Annotated in this window: 13 protein-coding genes and 1 pseudogene; all 14 read left to right on the top strand. The window is 39.7% G+C overall.

What is annotated here, in order from left to right; genetic code table 11:
- The first annotated feature begins 5 nt into the window (after positions 1-5).
- Positions 6-2,618, top strand: a complete 2,613-nt coding sequence (gene tssH / locus AAEY57_RS00350; protein WP_350605616.1) for a type VI secretion system ATPase TssH — start codon at positions 6-8, stop codon at positions 2,616-2,618.
- Positions 2,619-2,844: 226 nt separating this feature from the next.
- Positions 2,845-3,324: an Hcp family type VI secretion system effector gene (locus tag AAEY57_RS00345; RefSeq protein WP_013462973.1), complete on the top strand. Its 480-nt coding sequence runs from the start codon at positions 2,845-2,847 to the stop codon at positions 3,322-3,324.
- Positions 3,325-3,397: 73 nt separating this feature from the next.
- Positions 3,398-5,251, top strand: coding sequence for a type VI secretion system tip protein TssI/VgrG (gene tssI / locus AAEY57_RS00340; RefSeq protein ID WP_013462974.1), 1,854 nt, complete (start codon positions 3,398-3,400; stop codon positions 5,249-5,251).
- Positions 5,251-5,610, top strand: a complete 360-nt coding sequence (locus tag AAEY57_RS00335) for a hypothetical protein (RefSeq protein WP_016900103.1) — start codon at positions 5,251-5,253, stop codon at positions 5,608-5,610. Before tssI ends, AAEY57_RS00335 begins: the two co-directional genes overlap by 1 nt.
- Positions 5,611-5,648: 38 nt before the next feature.
- On the top strand, positions 5,649-5,939 hold the full coding sequence (locus AAEY57_RS00330; RefSeq protein ID WP_033102979.1) for a PAAR domain-containing protein: 291 nt from the start codon (positions 5,649-5,651) through the stop codon (positions 5,937-5,939).
- A gap of 2 nt (positions 5,940-5,941) precedes the next feature.
- Positions 5,942-6,967: a hypothetical protein gene (locus tag AAEY57_RS00325; protein WP_350605613.1), complete on the top strand. Its 1,026-nt coding sequence runs from the start codon at positions 5,942-5,944 to the stop codon at positions 6,965-6,967.
- On the top strand, positions 6,964-7,809 hold the full coding sequence (locus AAEY57_RS00320; protein WP_350605610.1) for a hypothetical protein: 846 nt from the start codon (positions 6,964-6,966) through the stop codon (positions 7,807-7,809). The genes AAEY57_RS00325 and AAEY57_RS00320 overlap by 4 nt, the downstream gene beginning before the upstream one ends.
- Complete coding sequence (locus tag AAEY57_RS00315) at positions 7,809-12,545, top strand: RHS repeat-associated core domain-containing protein (protein ID WP_350605608.1); 4,737 nt, start codon at positions 7,809-7,811, stop codon at positions 12,543-12,545. Before AAEY57_RS00320 ends, AAEY57_RS00315 begins: the two co-directional genes overlap by 1 nt.
- Before the next feature lie 10 nt (positions 12,546-12,555).
- Positions 12,556-13,416 (top strand): immunity 49 family protein, encoded by an 861-nt coding sequence (locus AAEY57_RS00310; protein WP_029750456.1) that lies wholly within the window; start codon positions 12,556-12,558, stop codon positions 13,414-13,416.
- Between the two features lie 32 nt (positions 13,417-13,448).
- The gene (locus AAEY57_RS00305; RefSeq protein ID WP_024602676.1) at positions 13,449-13,940 is read left to right on the top strand and encodes a DUF6795 domain-containing protein; all 492 of its coding nucleotides are present in this window, start codon (positions 13,449-13,451) and stop codon (positions 13,938-13,940) included.
- Between the two features lie 17 nt (positions 13,941-13,957).
- Positions 13,958-15,130 (top strand): lipase family protein, encoded by a 1,173-nt coding sequence (locus AAEY57_RS00300; RefSeq protein WP_024602677.1) that lies wholly within the window; start codon positions 13,958-13,960, stop codon positions 15,128-15,130.
- Positions 15,131-15,303: 173 nt separating this feature from the next.
- The gene (locus AAEY57_RS00295) at positions 15,304-16,062 is read left to right on the top strand and encodes a TraB/GumN family protein (RefSeq protein ID WP_024602678.1); all 759 of its coding nucleotides are present in this window, start codon (positions 15,304-15,306) and stop codon (positions 16,060-16,062) included.
- A 4-nt stretch (positions 16,063-16,066) separates the two neighbouring features.
- Positions 16,067-16,660 carry a hypothetical protein gene (locus AAEY57_RS00290; RefSeq protein WP_024602679.1) on the top strand — a complete coding sequence of 198 codons (594 nt, stop codon included), beginning with the start codon at positions 16,067-16,069 and terminating at the stop codon, positions 16,658-16,660.
- Positions 16,661-16,803: 143 nt separating this feature from the next.
- Positions 16,804-16,868, top strand: a pseudogene (locus AAEY57_RS21405) (Mobile element protein); the annotation flags it as partial.
- Positions 16,869-16,882: the final 14 nt, after the last annotated feature.

Genomic DNA, 16,882 nt, shown 5'->3' with positions numbered 1-16,882 from the left:
AGCGTATGTCAACGATGACATTAAATAAATTAGTTGAAAAACTAAGTCCAGATTGTAGAAAAAGCTTAGAGGCAGCTGTTGCAATATGTAATAGCCGCAGCCATTTTACGGTTGAATTAGAGCATTGGTTGTTAGCTATGATTGAGCAGCAACTAGACGATGTTAGACTCATATTCGGTTCTTTCGATATTGATATTGATCAGGTAAAGCAAGATTTAAACCAATCACTAGAGTCATTTAAAACGGGCAGTGATTCATCGCCTAGCCTATCAGTGCATGTGACTACATTATTAAGGCAGTCATGGTTAAGTACCAGTATTGAGTTCACCGATGAGCAAATTCGTAGTGCTTACGTTATTTACACGCTCACAAAAGACGATACCTTGTCTAGTTTAGTAACGCGTTGTAGTAAGCTTTTCAATAATATAGAACCTGGACAACTGTTACACGCATGGCCTGAAATTGTTGCCCAATCGCAAGAACGTAATACCAGCACTGCAAGTGCTACAACACCTGCAAATGGTTCATCTAAAACACCGAGTTTAGATCAATTTACAGTTGATTTAACCGCTCAAGCAAAAGCGGGGAAAATAGACCCTATTCTAGGTCGTGATTTTGAAATACGTCAAATGGTTGATATTTTAACTAGACGTCGTCAAAACAACCCAATCTTAACGGGTGAAGCGGGTGTAGGTAAAACCGCTGTGGTTGAAGGACTTGCCCTAAGAATTGCCCAAAAAGGCGTACCTGCAGTATTACAAAACGTTAAGTTGCACAGCCTAGATTTGGCTTTGCTTCAAGCAGGTGCGGGCATGAAAGGTGAGTTTGAAAATCGCTTAAAGTCGTTAATTAACGAAGTTAAAAACGCTGTTGACCCTGTGATTCTTTTTATAGATGAAGCTCACACTATGATTGGTAGTGGCGGACAAGCGGGTCAAAACGATGCGGCTAACTTACTAAAACCTGCTTTAGCAAGAGGGGAATTACGTACAATTGCAGCAACAACGTGGGCTGAATATAAAAAGTTTTTTGAAAAGGATGCTGCACTAACACGTCGTTTCCAAGTGGTAAAGGTTGAAGAGCCAACGCCAGAAAAAGCGGTTGCTATGCTACGTGGTTTAGTTCCTGTTATGGAAAAGCATCATAAAGTGTTTATTTCAGAGCAAGCACTTGAAAGTGCGGTCCATTTATCACACAGATACATTACTGCTAGACAACTACCAGACAAAGCCGTTGCTCTACTAGATACAGCCTGTGCACGCGTTGCTATGAGCCAAGCATCGACACCTAATGCGATTGAGCAGTTAATGAATAGACTTAGTGAAATTGAAGCGCAAGTTTTAATGTTAAATCGTGAGCAAAAAACCGGTTTAGATCACAGCGAACAATTATCAGCACTTAAATCTGAACTAGTTGAGATTGAACAGCAACTTGAACCATTAAATGAGCAGTTCAACGTTGAAAAAGGCATCGTTGCAGAATTAAACCAAGCGCTTGAATCGATTAACACCAACGATGCAGACTCTTCTGTTGAAGTACTTGAGCAGTTAAAAGAAAGCAAGCTTAAGCTAGCCTCGTACGAACATAATATGGTGCATTGGCAAGTTGATGAAGAGTTGATTGCACAGGTTATTTCTGATTGGACTGGTATTCCTGTTGGTAAAATGCATGAAGACGAAATTCATGGCATTTTAAATTTAGCTGAGCAAATGAAACAACGCGTAGTTGGCCAAGATCATGCGCTTGAACTTATGTCTAAAGTAGTACAAACCTCCCGTGCTCAGCTTGCAGATGAAAGTCGCCCTAATGGTATATTTATGCTGGCAGGCCCAAGCGGAGTGGGTAAAACAGAGACTGCACTTTCACTAGCACAAGAAGTGTATGGCAGTGAAGATAACGTAACGGTTATCAACATGTCTGAGTTTAAAGAAGAGCATAAAGTGTCATTACTACTTGGCTCACCTCCAGGTTATGTTGGTTATGGCGAAGGCGGTATTTTAACCGAAGCAGTAAGAAGAAAACCATACAGTGTAGTGCTACTTGATGAAATGGAAAAAGCGCATCCTGGCGTGCAAGATATTTTCTATCAAGTATTCGATAAAGGCACCATAAAAGACGGTGAAGGCCGAGATATCGACTTTAAAAATACCATCATTATTATGACCTCAAATGTGGGTACTGATACCACAATGAGCTTATTTGAAGATGAAGAAAGTAAGCCAAGTATTAAAGGCTTATTAAAAGCATTACAAGATGATTTATTAGGGGCATTTAAGCCTGCATTTTTAGGACGAATTAACGTTATTCCATATATTCCGTTAAGTGATGAAATTCTTACCCAGATTGCTGCGTTGCAAATTAGTAAAATAATTAAGCGTGTTAAAAAGCACTATGATGCGCAATTAACGTATAACGATGATGTGATTGAGCACATTATTGCAAATTGTCAAAATGCCGGATCGGGTGCACGAAATATTCACACCATATTACAGAATAAAGTACTACCTCTATTGTCTGAGATCTTGCTTTCAAGCATGGTTGAAGGTGAAAAAGTAACATCTATCTCATTGTTAATTAAAGATAATGAGTTCGATGTTGAATTAACTAAAGTTAATTAAAAATAACTTGTTTTTAAGGTTGTTTCTTTAGTTTTAGGGCATTATAATTCGTGTGTCTTATATAGAAACAAGGAATTTTTGAGACATTGTCTTCATCTAGGGAAAGGAATTCTGAAGACCTTTTCATTGCTGTTTTAAAGATAATGATTTCAAGGAATTTTGGGTAACCAAAGTAAACGAATCCACATAATGGATAATATTGTTTAATAAAAAGGAGCATTATCAAATGCAAGCAAATACATATTTAAAATACGGTTCAATCAAAGGCGAAACTACTGCTGAGTCTTTCAAAGATTTAATTACAGTTTTATCTTTAGATTGGAACGTTAGCCGTGAAATTAGCGCAGCGACTGGTACGGCGATGGATCGTGAATCTAGCTCTACTCGTTTAGGCGATGTGACTATTACTAAACTTCAAGATAAAGCATCTCCGGATCTTTTCAAAGAAGCAACTATTGGTAAAGGTCTACCTGCTGTTTTCCATATCACTAAACAAGGTGATAAAGTTGAAGAAATCATGAAAATCGAACTTACAGATGCCATGATCTCTAGCTACTCAGTATCAGTTCAAAACGACCGTCCAATTGAAACAATCACTATCAGCTACACTGAAATGATGATGACTGTTACACCTACTGACGACCAAAACAACATCACTGCACCACTTGTATATGGTTACAGCGGTGTTAAAGGTCAACAAATGTAATATTTGTTACCCGATTGTAGCTCTGGGCTTTGCCCAGGGCTTTTTTTGATCTTCAGGATGGGAAAAGCAAGGAATGCAAAAAGCAACACAAGATAAAAACGTAATTCAAATTAGTACTCCTGTTGGTAAAGATGCCCTTTATTTAACACGCTTCGTTGCTCAAGAAGCCATGTCAGATTTGTTTGTTATGTCGGTCAATATGTATACCATAGGCCAACAAATTGCACATGAAGATCTGGTTGGCAAGCCTGTTTCTATCAAGGTAAAAAATGCCGAGGGTGGGGGAGAGCGTTTTTATCACGGTATCGTGAGTCAGCTTGTTTCTAACGGAAGCCGTACGGCGGATGTTGATGAGCAAAAAAATTACATTGATTATCAAGCTACCATTGTGCCTTTTGCCGCTTCTATGCGTAATCGTAAAAACAGTCGCATTTTCCAAAAGAAAACAATTAAAGATATATTCGCTGATTTGTTTGGCCAACACAATGTGGCTTTTTCAGATAAAACCAGTAAAACCTACCCCAAATACGAATACTGTGTGCAATACCAAGAGTCAGATTTTGACTTTATCCAACGCTTATTACAAAGTGAGGGGATTTTTTACTTCTTTGAGCATACAAAAAGTAATCATACATTAGTTTTAGCAGATGATATTACCGCATATGAAATGTGTGGTGAGGCTAAAGTTGTTCATTCAACTGGCCATTTAAGTGAGTCTCATGTTTCGCGTTGGCAGGGCGGATTAAGCTTAGCGCCAGGTAGTTTCAAACGTTTGGGCTACGATTTTAAACAGCCATCACGTTACCCTGATGCAGAGCAAGCAAACGCAGAATTACCGACCCAATCGGTATCAGAAATTTTTGAATATACAGCTGAAGCAGAGTGTCATCCCCGCGCGGCTAATTTGGCATCAGTTCAACTAGAGTCACTGCAAAGAGACATGAAGCTCTCGAGCGGGCGCAGTGACTGCCGCTCATTCTCTGTTGGTAAACTGTTTAGTTTCAAAAAACATGAAGACCCACGCCTTGAAGGTAAAACCTTTGCTATCACCTCGATGATGACGTCGATTGTGGTACCAAACCAATCAGGCGCTGCACAAGCATCGAGTGAAGAAGTGTATTCTAACCACTTTGAATGTGTGCCAAAAGACATTCCATACAGAGCGCAAGTGAGCAAAAAGAAACCGGTTATCAACGGCGTACAAACAGCCATAGTAACGGGTGATAGCGCCGATGAAATTATGATTGACCAATATGGCCGCGTTAAGGTGCAATTTGATTGGGATCGTGAAGGTAAAAAAGACTCTAAAAGTTCATGCTGGATCCGAGTTGCACAAAATTGGGCTGGCAAAAAGTGGGGCGCCTTTTTCTTTCCCCGCGTAGGTCAAGAAGTTCTGGTTGATTTTATTAATGGCGACCCAGATCAACCTATTATAAGCGGTGCTGTTTATAATGCAGACCTAATGCCTCCGTACGCATTACCTGGTGAAAAAACGCAAAGTGGTATTAAGACTCGCTCAACTAAAGAAGGTGGAGCAGATAACTTTAATGAGCTGCGCTTTGAGGATAAAAAAGGCAGCGAGCTTGTGTATATGCAAGCCGAAAAAGATAAACAGCTTTACGTTAAAAACGATCAAAACGAAAAAATAGATAACGACCGTAATGTTGAAATTCTTAATAACGATAATCTCAAAGTCACAGCTAACCGTGTTGCTGAAATGGGTGAAAATGACACCTTAAAAGTCGGTAAAACACTTAATATTGAAGCCGGTGACGAAATAGTGATTAAAACAGGCTCGGCGCAAATTAAAATGAGCAGTAGTGGCAATATTACTATTGAAGGTACAAACATTGATATTAAAGGCAGTAATGTAAAAGTAGATGGCAGTGCCATTACCTTATCTGCTGGTGTAATTAAGTTAAATTAATGATGGAAATAGTTAATAACTTTCAATCAGGATTTAGAAACGGCATTGCAAATAACGGGCACGTTGTTTACTGCCGTTATGGTTTACCGCATTTAGTGTGTTTACCGATAAACAGGCCAGACGATCCATTACTAAGCCCGGCTTTAAGTCATTTAAAAGCCATGAATGGCTATTATGCACAGCAGTTTTTTATTCATTTAAGTGATGCACTTAATAGTGAAAATGTAATTTCAAACTTATATCAATATGCAACTCAAAGCGCTGTGGCACTTTCTGATCACAGTAAAGATGAGTTAATTGAAGAAATTTCGCTACTGGTAACCAGTAACAAGCTATTAGTTATCCCGCTTTATGAATAGCATTTCATAAACCAACAAAGACACGACAAGGAGTCAAAATGGGTAAACCCGCTGCTACAATTGGTCATATGCATGTATGCCCTAAAGTGACCGCTAAAGTTCCACATGTGGGCGGACCTATAGTTGCTGGCTCTGGCAATGTATTAATAGGCGGCATGCCCGCTGCCCGCAAAGGCGACATGATAGTGTGTATTGGCCCACCAGACAGCGTAAAAACAGGCTCGGGTAGTGTTCAAATTAATGGTAAACCTGCCGCCAGAATGGGCGATGATAGTGGCCACGGCGGAAAAATCGTTGTGGGCAACCCAACTGTTTTAATTGGTGGCTAACTTTGCTAGCGACCTATTTAAGTGTTCATCAAGCACAATTACTACAAATTAGTAACGCTCAATTGTGCCCGTTTACGTGTGTAGGTCATGTTCGTTATTTAAGAAAAACCCTATTAGAAAGCTGCTGGGTAAACGCAAAAAACAATAATCAAAAAAATAATTTTGAATTGCCCACCACTGAGCAACTAGTCGAAATAATAACTAACACTAAAAACGATGAATTAGTTGCCCAAGCATGTATTGAAGTCATGGCAAACTTGCCACAAAATAAAAATATTATATTTATAAATGAACTGCTTAATCAGCCAGTGCTTAGTGCTTTTTTTAAAATCATTATAAATAAAGTGGTTATTCAACAGCATAGCTTTAACTTAATTCGGCTATTAAATTTAAACACCTTGTTTTTTGCTTACAGTGCTGATGATGAAATTCCGCCGCAAACACTGGTCACTATAAATCAAATTACCAGCCTTGCGCAGCACCACGGGCCACAGATATTAACGGCTATTTTTGATGCATTAAGTGAGCAAGCCCATCTATCACCCTTAATGTCGTTATTTTTGTTGTCATTAAATTTTGAGCAAGTAAACAGCTTAAGCAATCATGCCAGTAATACCTTATCGGTTGATCAAACATTGCATATTTTATTACAAAGCGGTTTTGTAAAACTGATTGTTTTAGCTAATTCTTTGCTGCCACAGGTAGAGCAACCCGCGTTAATTATTGCGCTAATAAGGCGCATGTTAGGTGATAAACTCGATCAGCTAGTGGAGTACGATATCCAGCGACTCGCTTGGCAAGGCGATGAAAGCGCGTTAATAAATTTTCAGCAGCAGTTAAAACATAACTGGCCTAAATATGAAACCGCCATGTCGAGTTTACGATTGATTGCAGGACACCCCCTTGATGAAGTGCCTAATGCCATTTATTTATCAGCCATGGATAGCTATAGCCAAGGGGTGTTTAACTTATATCGCTATTATCAACACCTCGCTGCCAATAAAGCTCAGGACGAGGTGGCATCATGAGTGCATTTTCAATAGAGATGGTATGCTTTTCTGCCCCAAATATTAGCAGCGTAGATGCATTATTATTTGACGATAACAGTGCTGTTTTTAATGAACTGCAATGGCAGTCTTGGGATGCCTGTGTTTACGATTGCATAATTAAATCTAAAGAATTAATGGCAGAAGTCACAGACAGCACATTGCCGATGATCTGGTTACTACCAGCGTTATCATTTAAAGATGAGCTAAAACAGTTATTAACTCAGAGCTTACAACAGTTATACCCCGATCATAGCAACGAGCTAATTTTTCATGGATCAACAGGTGCACACTCTGCTATAGCTTTGGCCGGTGAAAAAAAATGGCAAAAATTTAATGTAATTGCTTTAGATGCAACTTTTAAAGCAAATAAACAGCAGCAGTTTGTATATCAAGGTGTAGGTGGTGCGTTGGCTGTAGTTGAAATGGTGCCTTGCGGGTGGTCGCAGGTAAGCCATGAAATTGCAGCATCTATTGATTTTAGCAAACATAATCAGCTAGCAGGTATGCTTACGCGATTAGCTGAAAAAACAGAGAATAAGATAGATCTAATTTTTGCACCAGGAAATGGGGTAGATGATGATAGTTGGCTAAACAATTTACAGCTACTTACTAGCTTAATTGATGAGCACACATATTACGAACTACCCAATTATAAATTAGGGAAAATAGGCGCACTAGAAGGGTTGGTTAATTTGTACCAATTAACCACAAGCCCTGCAATTGTTGAGCATTTTAGTCATGCATTAATGCTTTCACAGGAGCAAGCTAAGCATCAAGGTGCAGCATCATACTTATGGATAAGTGAGGAAGTACACAGCTAATGCAAAGTAATACCGTTGTTTTACAGGGAATAAGTTACCCAATTTGCCTCGTCGCAGGTAAAGGTTCTGCGCCGTCGGGCTTTGTTGCTGTAGCAGCTAACACGCCGGAAAGTGCCAAAAATCAAATTGCGCAAATAGGCAGTGCGCTTACTAGCGACGCAGCTAAACGTTTAGACGTTATTAACTTGCTTAACCTTGCAGGAGTAAGCTGTTCGCGCGGTGCGTCAGCCCGTGAAACCGCGAGTGTATTAACCCAAGCTTTGGTTGCAGATAAAATTAGTTGTTATCACCAAAAAGCTAAGTCGGCTATTCAAGTAAGCGATAACACCAATAGCGGCGCAGCAGGTAAAAAGCCAAGTAATAAGAGCAGTTCAACAGCCTCAGGTAAAAGTGCCTCTCAAGCGCCGGCTAAAAACAGTGGCGGTGCAAGTAATAATACTCCCAGTGAAGAACCTATCACCCAACAAGAGTGTCGCTCTGATCCAGTTTCTATGCTTTCGGGTGAAGAAATACTGCCGCTTATTGATTTCACCTTAGCAGGCAGCAAACAATTAATTTGGCGACGCCTATACCGTTCATCGCATGCGGATGTATGTAGTGTAATGGGTAATGGTTGGCGACATGACTTTATGGTGCAGCTAACTGAGCACTATTTACCGCCACCTAAAGTAGGTCCAAAACAAAAAGGCACCTACTGGTTAGAATACCAAGATGAGCATGGCGCTAAACACCGTTTTGAAAAAGTAAAACCGGGGCAATCGAGCTATCAATTAAGCAGTAATTTGGCGTTGCATTACCAAACTAATGGTAAGCAAGTATTGGTAACCCCAGATGATCAGCATCTTACGTTTAAAGCGGGCGAAAACTCATGGTTGCTCGAAAAGGTCATTAACGAAAAAGGCCAAAGTATTGGTTTTTATTACGATGCGAAAGAGCGCTTGCATCGCGTTGAGGTAAATAAAGCGCGTGGCTGTATTTTAAAATATAACCCGCAAGGGTTGCTGGCAAATATTTCAGCTTACCGTACTGGCGATAACAATAAGCCTGTATTACTTACGCCGTTACTTGCACAATATGATTATGATGAAAACAAAAACCTCGTTCGCGCCACCAATCAGCAAGGTGAAACAGAGCATTATGGCTATAACGCCGCTAACTTATTAACTAAGCGTACTCGTGCCAGTGGTTTTAGCCATCATTTTGAATGGGACAGTTACTCATCGAGTGCTAAATGTATAAAACAATGGGGTGATAACAACACCTATACATATCAGTTTGAATATAATTTAGACGCTGGTGAAACAACCTGTATAGACTCGCGTGGGCATAAAGAACACTTTGTACATAACGCGCAAGGTAAGTTAGTTAAGCACACCGACCCAAATGGTAATGTGTGGCAATACGGCTATAACGCACAAGGTCAAAAAGTTACTGAAATAAAGCCAGATAGCAGTGAAATAAAATACAGCTATACCCCTTATGGTCAGTTAGAATCAATAACCCAGCCAGATGGTAGTGTCACTAAATTTGCTTACAACCAATTGGGTCAGCGTGTATTAACCACCTTGCCTGATGGCCAAACCATTACCCGTAAATACAGCGTGGCGGGTTTGCTGCAAAGTGAAACCTTTGGCGACGGTCGCACCGTACTTTACAGCTATGACAAATTTGGCCAGCTAACCCAACACATAAATAAAGATGGTCAAGTCACTAAATTTGTATGGAACGAGCAAGGCGAGCTTTTAGCCAAGCACCATAACGATGAGCTTATTCGTTACAGTTACGACAGTCTAGGCCGTGTAAATGCCACCATTAATAACGCAGGTTTGTTGACTCAATATAAATACAATGAGCACGGCCAGCTTGCGCAAACTATTGCTTTTGACGAAAAAGCTCCTGAGAACAAACAGCATCAACATTTTAGTTACGATGATGCAGGGCGGTTAATTAGCTCGCAAAACAGTAAGGGTGATACCACCGAGCAGCACTTTGAAGGGCTAAGCCAGCCACATTGTGTTATTCAGCCCGATGGCAGTGCACTGCATTTAACTTACGATAAAGAGCGTAACCTAACCGCTATCGAACGTAGCGACGGCCATGTATACCGCATAAGCTATGACGCTAACGAAAACCCAACGCAAGTAACTGGGTTTGACGGTACGCTACAGCAATATAAATACGATGCCTGTAACAGGTTAACCTCTGTTACACAAAGCGATAAACGCCACGTAAAAATAGAGCGCGACAGCCTAGGCCGCGTAACTGCACAACATGCAAGCTTGGCAAGCGACTCACATATCGTTAATAACGCCAATTATTACAGCTACACAAAGCAAGGTAAAATAGCGCGTGCACATAACGCACAATCAACACTTAAACAACGCTTTGATAAAGGCGGGCGACTACTGCACGCCGAGCAAGTACATAACCAGCAACAAGCGCATACCTTACAATACAGCTACGACGACTACGGCAGACGCCAAACACTGACGCTGCCAGACTCAAGCACGCTTAACTACAGCTACAATAAGTTTGGTCAGCTAAGTGCTATTCACTTACACCAAGCCAACAGCACGGCTGTTGAACTTGCAGCGCTTAGCTATGACAGTCAAGGTAATATCCAAACGCAAAAGTTTGGAAATGACATAACCCTTACTCAACAGTTTGATGTATTCAACCGCTTAACGCAGCAACAGTTAACCCATCCTGCGCAAGCACTATTTGATATCTGTACGTACAATTACGACAGCGTAAACCAGCTGATTGCGCGTAAAGAGGAAGGGGTTAGTAGCCATAACATTAATTTTGAGTACAACAGCCTTGGCCAGTTAATTCAGCAAAATCTAGCCAGTGGTGAGAACACAAAAACTACCCAATACCAGTGGGATAGCTTTGGTAACCCAGTTAGCCAGTCAAGGGTACAAAATAACGAATTAGCCGAGCAGCAAACGACTCAGCACAATGATAATAGCGATGCTAGTGACGCCAGCAATAAGATTGAAAGCAACCAGTCAGAAAGCACACATAATGTAATTCATAGTGAGTATAACGATTCAAGTGCAGCAACGCTTGCTAGTGATTTAAGCGAAGACGATGGGGTTATTACAGGCATCACTGATGCCGACCGCCTAACCCACTTTGGCGATAGCGACTTTCATTATGATGAGTTTGGTAACCAAATCCGCGAAACCGGCAAAGGCATAAAAACCCGCCGCGAATACAACGCGTTTAATCAGTTAAGCTGCTTTAACAACAACGGCACGCTTACCCAATACGATTACGACCCACTTGGGCGTCGTATCGGCAAGCACACCGAGCAGGGCAAAATTGACTACATTTGGGATAACGACCAGTTAATTGGCGAATACCAACACGGTGAATATACCTGGTATATCAACCTGCCAAATCAATTCCACCCAGTTGCGCTTATTAAACAAGATGAGGTGTATTACTACCACCTAGATCAACTGAATACGCCTCGTTTTGTAACCAACAACAAAGCAGAAGTGGTATGGGAAAATCAAGCCGATGTGTATGGTTATGAAGAGTCAGAAGCCGAGTCTGGCACTAACAAAGAAAGTAGCTTCACTCAGCCTATACGCTTTCAGGGTCAGTATTTAGATGAAGAGAGCGGCCTACATTACAACCGCTACCGCTACTACAGCCCCAAACAACAGCGCTTTATAAACCAAGATCCAATTGGTTTGGTGGGTGGTATAAACCACTATCAATATGCACCGAATCCGGTTAATTGGTTTGATCCTTTTGGGTTATTGTGTAAAGAGGGTGTGAAAAAGCTTTCTAAGATGATAGGCGACATCGTTGATCCAGCAACAAAAGCCAAAATATTAAAAATTGCTGAAGACAGTTCTCCAGCAGATGCCAGAACGGGTAATATTAAAGTAACAAGACCTAATGGTGAAAACAGACTTGAGCATGAATACAGTATCGAATCTATGGATGTTGATAACGGTAAAATTACTTTAACACGAGAAGTAGGCGATAAAGTGATTGAAACTACGATGAGCATTGAACAGTTTGTTGGTGGGCATGTTATTGATGGCAAAGTGGTAAATGAAGAATGGTCTCGTGAAACAGGAACGTTGACTGAGAATGAGTTAAAACTTAACAAAGCAACTAAAAAGGCAGGCAGTAAACGGACTGTTTATTCTCTTCCTGTAACGTTGAAAGAGAATGTAGATACTCGTGATGAGGAAATGGTCGAACGAGATAAACACAAGGCAAAAGCTTCACCAGAAGAAACACAACGTTATAACGACCAAATACCAAAGATTAACAATGAATCAGCCAAAATTGGCGAAAAGGCTGCTGATGCAGCGATTAAAACACAATACCCTGGTTATACTCGTATTCATCCAACGAGCTTAGATAGTTCTACATCGGTAAAGGGTAACTTTGATATGGTTTATGAAAATGCTGATGGTGATGTCATTATTGTTGAAGCCAAGGGGGGCAGTAGCCCATTAGGTAAAATGAAAATTGGTGATGAATATTATCAACAAGGCACAACGAAGTATGCAAAAGCCATTACTAAAAATATGGCAGGTAGTGAGAAAGAGTCTGAATTAGATGCAGCTGAGGCAATTTACAACGCTGGAAAAAAGAATAAAAAGATTCAATATTTACACGTTAAGACGCCCATAACTAAAACAGAGAATGGCTCGCTCGTCGGCAGTGTTGAAACTACCGAGTTCGATATTGAAAAAATGACATAGTAGGTTATATATGATTATAAATCGCAATTACATTCCAAAATTTGAAAAAATATCTCTTAAAAGACGTTTAAAGCGATTAAAACAAGCTTATGAAGAAATTGCAGAAGACATTGAAATTAAAAGAGACAATTTATTAATGATATCAGAGGATATGGTTAACCTAGCTCGCTGGTTGACTTGGGAAGTTCAAACTCCCGAGATAGAAAAAGAGTCAGCAACAGCGTTACGATATGCATCAAAAATGTACGCCGCGTTCTTAAAGCTTGCAGAGCAGCCAGAGCAAGAGCAAACCTTTAAAATATATAATTTACCTGAAGTAACGTGGAATGGTAAAGGTATGTTAGAAAACGGTTATGCAGCTCCATCAGAATGGATTGATGCCTATTTTTTAGCGGTGATTACTCGCGATACTGAAAGTATGGATAGCTTGGCAAATTTCCCTATAGAAACTATGAAACAAAGTGCGACACAAGCAGGCCCCGTTTCTTATAAGCTCGTTGAAGTTTTTCAAGCTTACCACCATCATCAAGCCGATTACCCAAAATTGCTTGACGAGTGTATGGGAATGGCTGTTAAGCAAAATGATGACTGGGCGATATATATTGCTTTCGGATACCTAGAAACGCTAGCTGCTTTATCACCAGCAACTTTTGATGTTGGTTGTGATTTTAATGAAGCACTTGCCAAAAACGTACAAGCGCAAGAGCGCTATCACATTTATGAGGCAGGTCCAGATCATGCCCCTGTAGATTCATTCTTACCCCTGCAATTACTCGGCATGGCGTGCATGTGGCACGATATGGGTAATGAGGTAACGGTTAAAAGTGATTCATTACCGCGTTTTTTAATTAATGGTACTTATTTTAAATAATTAGAAATATAGGTAAGGAGGCCCAAACCACTATGTTTGGTTTAATAAAAAAATACAGTGTACACATGTGCTCTGAAGTTAAAGGGGTTATTACTTTAAACGGTAATCCAGTTGAAGGTGTTTTAATTAATCGCAGTCTGGAATTTGCACACAAAGTTGAAAAAGAAGATCAGGTAATAACAGCTCCTGATGGTTCATTTTATTTACCTGAAGTCGTTATTGAATCAAAAATACCCGGTGATATGTTCTCGCATGAGGTTACTTATCAAACTATTACTGCTGTATATGCTGATAAAAAATACAAACTTTGGGGTTCAAAGCTAAGCGGAATAAGTGAGCCTAGTGAATACAAACAAAAGCTGAGCAGTTTAAATGCTGATTTAGATTCTACAGAAGTAAACTTTGTTTTTCCTAATCATGAAAATCCAAATTTGGAGTTTGATGGTTCAAGTATTTGTAGATGGGAACATGATTTTGAAATTTATGAGATAGAAGATAGCGAAGATTACTTTAAAGATTTTTAAATAGAAAAGGACTTTACATGAATATTTTATCGCCAAGTGTAGCGGCACAATTAGCTGAATTTGCATATGACAGTATTGCAGCAGTATCAAATAGCTCATCAACCATAGAGCCGAGTAGAATAATAAGTAAGCACTTTGTGTTTGATTCAAAAAAATCTGCTTTTACAGGAATTTCAGGTACTGTGGCTGAACACGTGCTAAATCATGCAACGGGTTTTGGCTTTTTTGGAATTGGTTCTAAAGAAGGCGCTCATAAAGGTGAAGTTGTACTAACTTTTCGTGGTACAGCAGGTATTGCTGATACTTTGACGGATTTACATTGTGGTTTAACTGTTGGGCCAAATTATAAAGCAGTTCATGCTGGGTTTAACCGTACTTTTGAGTCTATCAAGCCTCAGTTAAAAGCTATATTGAGTAAGGTAGGTGGTCGCCCCGTTCATTGTGTTGGCCATAGCCTTGGTGGGGCATTAGCAACGCTAGCAGCAAATTGGATTAAAGCGCAATATAAAGTGCCTGTAAAATTATACACTTTTGGTTCTCCAAGAGTTGGTCATAACCCTTTTGCTATTCAAAGTGAAACCAGCCTAAATGGAATTTATAGGGCAGTACACCGAAGTGATCCTGTACCTATGGTTCCTGTTTGGCCATTTGTTCATGCAGGGAATGAGTACAGAATAAGCACATGCGTATCACTTACAGGTGCTGCACATAAAATGGCGGGAAATGCGCCTGGATATATCAATACCGCATCTCGTTATCCTGATTATAAGAGCATGGAAAAGGGCTCTTTATCTAACTTAACGATGACACGTCTAAAATACAACAATCGCCACCATGCTTCTTTTAATGCTCATTGGGCTGAAAAAATAACGAGCGCTTTACTAACGTTACTAAGAGAGAGTGGCAAAATCACGAGTATTCTTGCTCAAGGTGTGGTTGCTGGAACGCTAACTATTTATGATGCTTTAGCTCGTAGTCTGGTTGAAATATCTAAAATGTCATCTAAATATGCTGAAGATTGTCAGGGGTTATTAGGGCATATTCTTAACTTTGTTGGGAAGCCTGGCGTGATAGCTGTTGATTATACATACGCGCAAGCTAAGCGAATTTTGTATTGGATGTTAGAAAAACTAAATCAGGTAGTGATAGCAGCTGTAAAAGTATCTCCTTACATGGGTATTGGATACTAACATTGCTTTAAAGGCTCAGATAACTTCTGAGCCACTTAAATAATAAATAAGATTAGCTATAAAGAATTGAAAGGAACCTATTTCAATTGGTTGAAATTTAAAAACCTCTAGTTATTGTTTTTACTCACTTCGAAAGTAGCTGTAATCACATAAATAAAAAACAAGGATAGGTAATGAATAAAATAAACACGGATGTAAATTACAGAACAATGGCCGGTAATGCACGTTTAGTTATTATTGCCGAGTCGAGCCATAACCCAGTATCTTACAAATATGAGGCTATAAAGGCCTTAAAACAGCTTAAGGCGGCTGGCTTCACTCATTTTGCAATGGAAATGCTACCTACAAGAATAAAGGACAAAATAGATTTTTATCAGCGGACTGGTAAGGGATTTGACGTAATCAAACAGCATTTCAAATCAAAATGGAATTGGACTAATGCTTCAAGCACAGGATATGGGGAGTTAGTAAAAGCGGCTAATTCTCTAGGGATGAAAATTGTTCCTTTAGATATGCCTATTGAAATGATGGATGAGATTGACGGGCGTTGTAATTGGGAGCAAGCAGACACCGGTTCATGTACTGACTCTCATATCGAACGAAACCATATGTGGGCAGATATTTTAAATAAAAATTTAAAGTTAGAAGAAGGCTCCCGAATTGTTGCATTTATGCATAGGTACCATGCGTTTCATGCTGGCAATAAGCATATTGGAATTGACTCTATTATGTTAAATTCAAAAGTTAGTCGTATTAGTATCATAGAGTACATCGGTGGATCTACCTGTATTGACAATGGTGTTTGTAAGGGGGAGGGTGATGTCGATAAACCATTAAGGGAAACTTATTTTTATAGGAAAGGAACGTATATACCTTCGTCTTTACCTTCTTACACAGTTCATATTCCTGAAAAAGCCATTTTAAGGAAATGATAATATGGCTAAAATTTTATTAATATTGATTCTTATAGCGCCTTCCATTAATGCCGCAGGGCCTCGATGGGATAATTCAATAGATATAAACGCTCCTGATTTAACTGTATCAGCTGCCGCAGAGCAGTGCCATAAAAGCTTAATTAACGCGCCTGAGTATCTCGAAGAGTGGTGTGAAAAAGCTTATGAAATGGGATACTGGAAGGCACTGGTTACACTAAGCCTTCATAATGGAGATGGAACTCGATTATTAAAGGAGGCCAAAAAGCGGGTTGCGGCAAAAGAGCCAAAAGCTTATTCAACTTTAGCTTGGTTATATGGCAGTGGTATGTTTGTGGAGCAAGATATTAATTATGCTATTTCCCTTTACAAAGAATTTTTAGCATTAGATGCAGAATTGCCAAATTCGTTAGTTGCGGCTGCGCACTTTAAGTTAGCAAACTTATATGAATCGCAGCAGAATTGGCTTGCAGTAAATGAGCATGCACAATATGTTATTGACCACAGCCCTTTAGCTTATGATAAAGAACGAGCTGTTGATTTGTTAGAGTTAGCTAAAAAAGAAATTTTGATTAAGAATAAATCATTGAATGAATAGACTAGACACCCATTCTAATTTTGCAGTTTAGTAAACAAAGTACTACCACTTTATATAGCTTTTCGTTCGGCGTGCATTTTGTATAGTGATGAGCATTCTACAGGTCAACCCTCAATTTTCGTAGAGGCTGAGTTGAAGATAAGTTGCTTAAGCTCGAAAGGTGTTTTGTATTGATGTATGTGTTTACGCAGTTTTGAGTAACCACACTCAACACGCAGAGAT

Source organism: Pseudoalteromonas sp. MER144-MNA-CIBAN-0113, assembly GCF_040308965.1.
In the GTDB taxonomy this organism is placed as follows: Bacteria; Pseudomonadota; Gammaproteobacteria; order Enterobacterales; family Alteromonadaceae; genus Pseudoalteromonas; species Pseudoalteromonas tetraodonis.
This window is presented reverse-complemented; position numbering and strand designations above follow the sequence as displayed.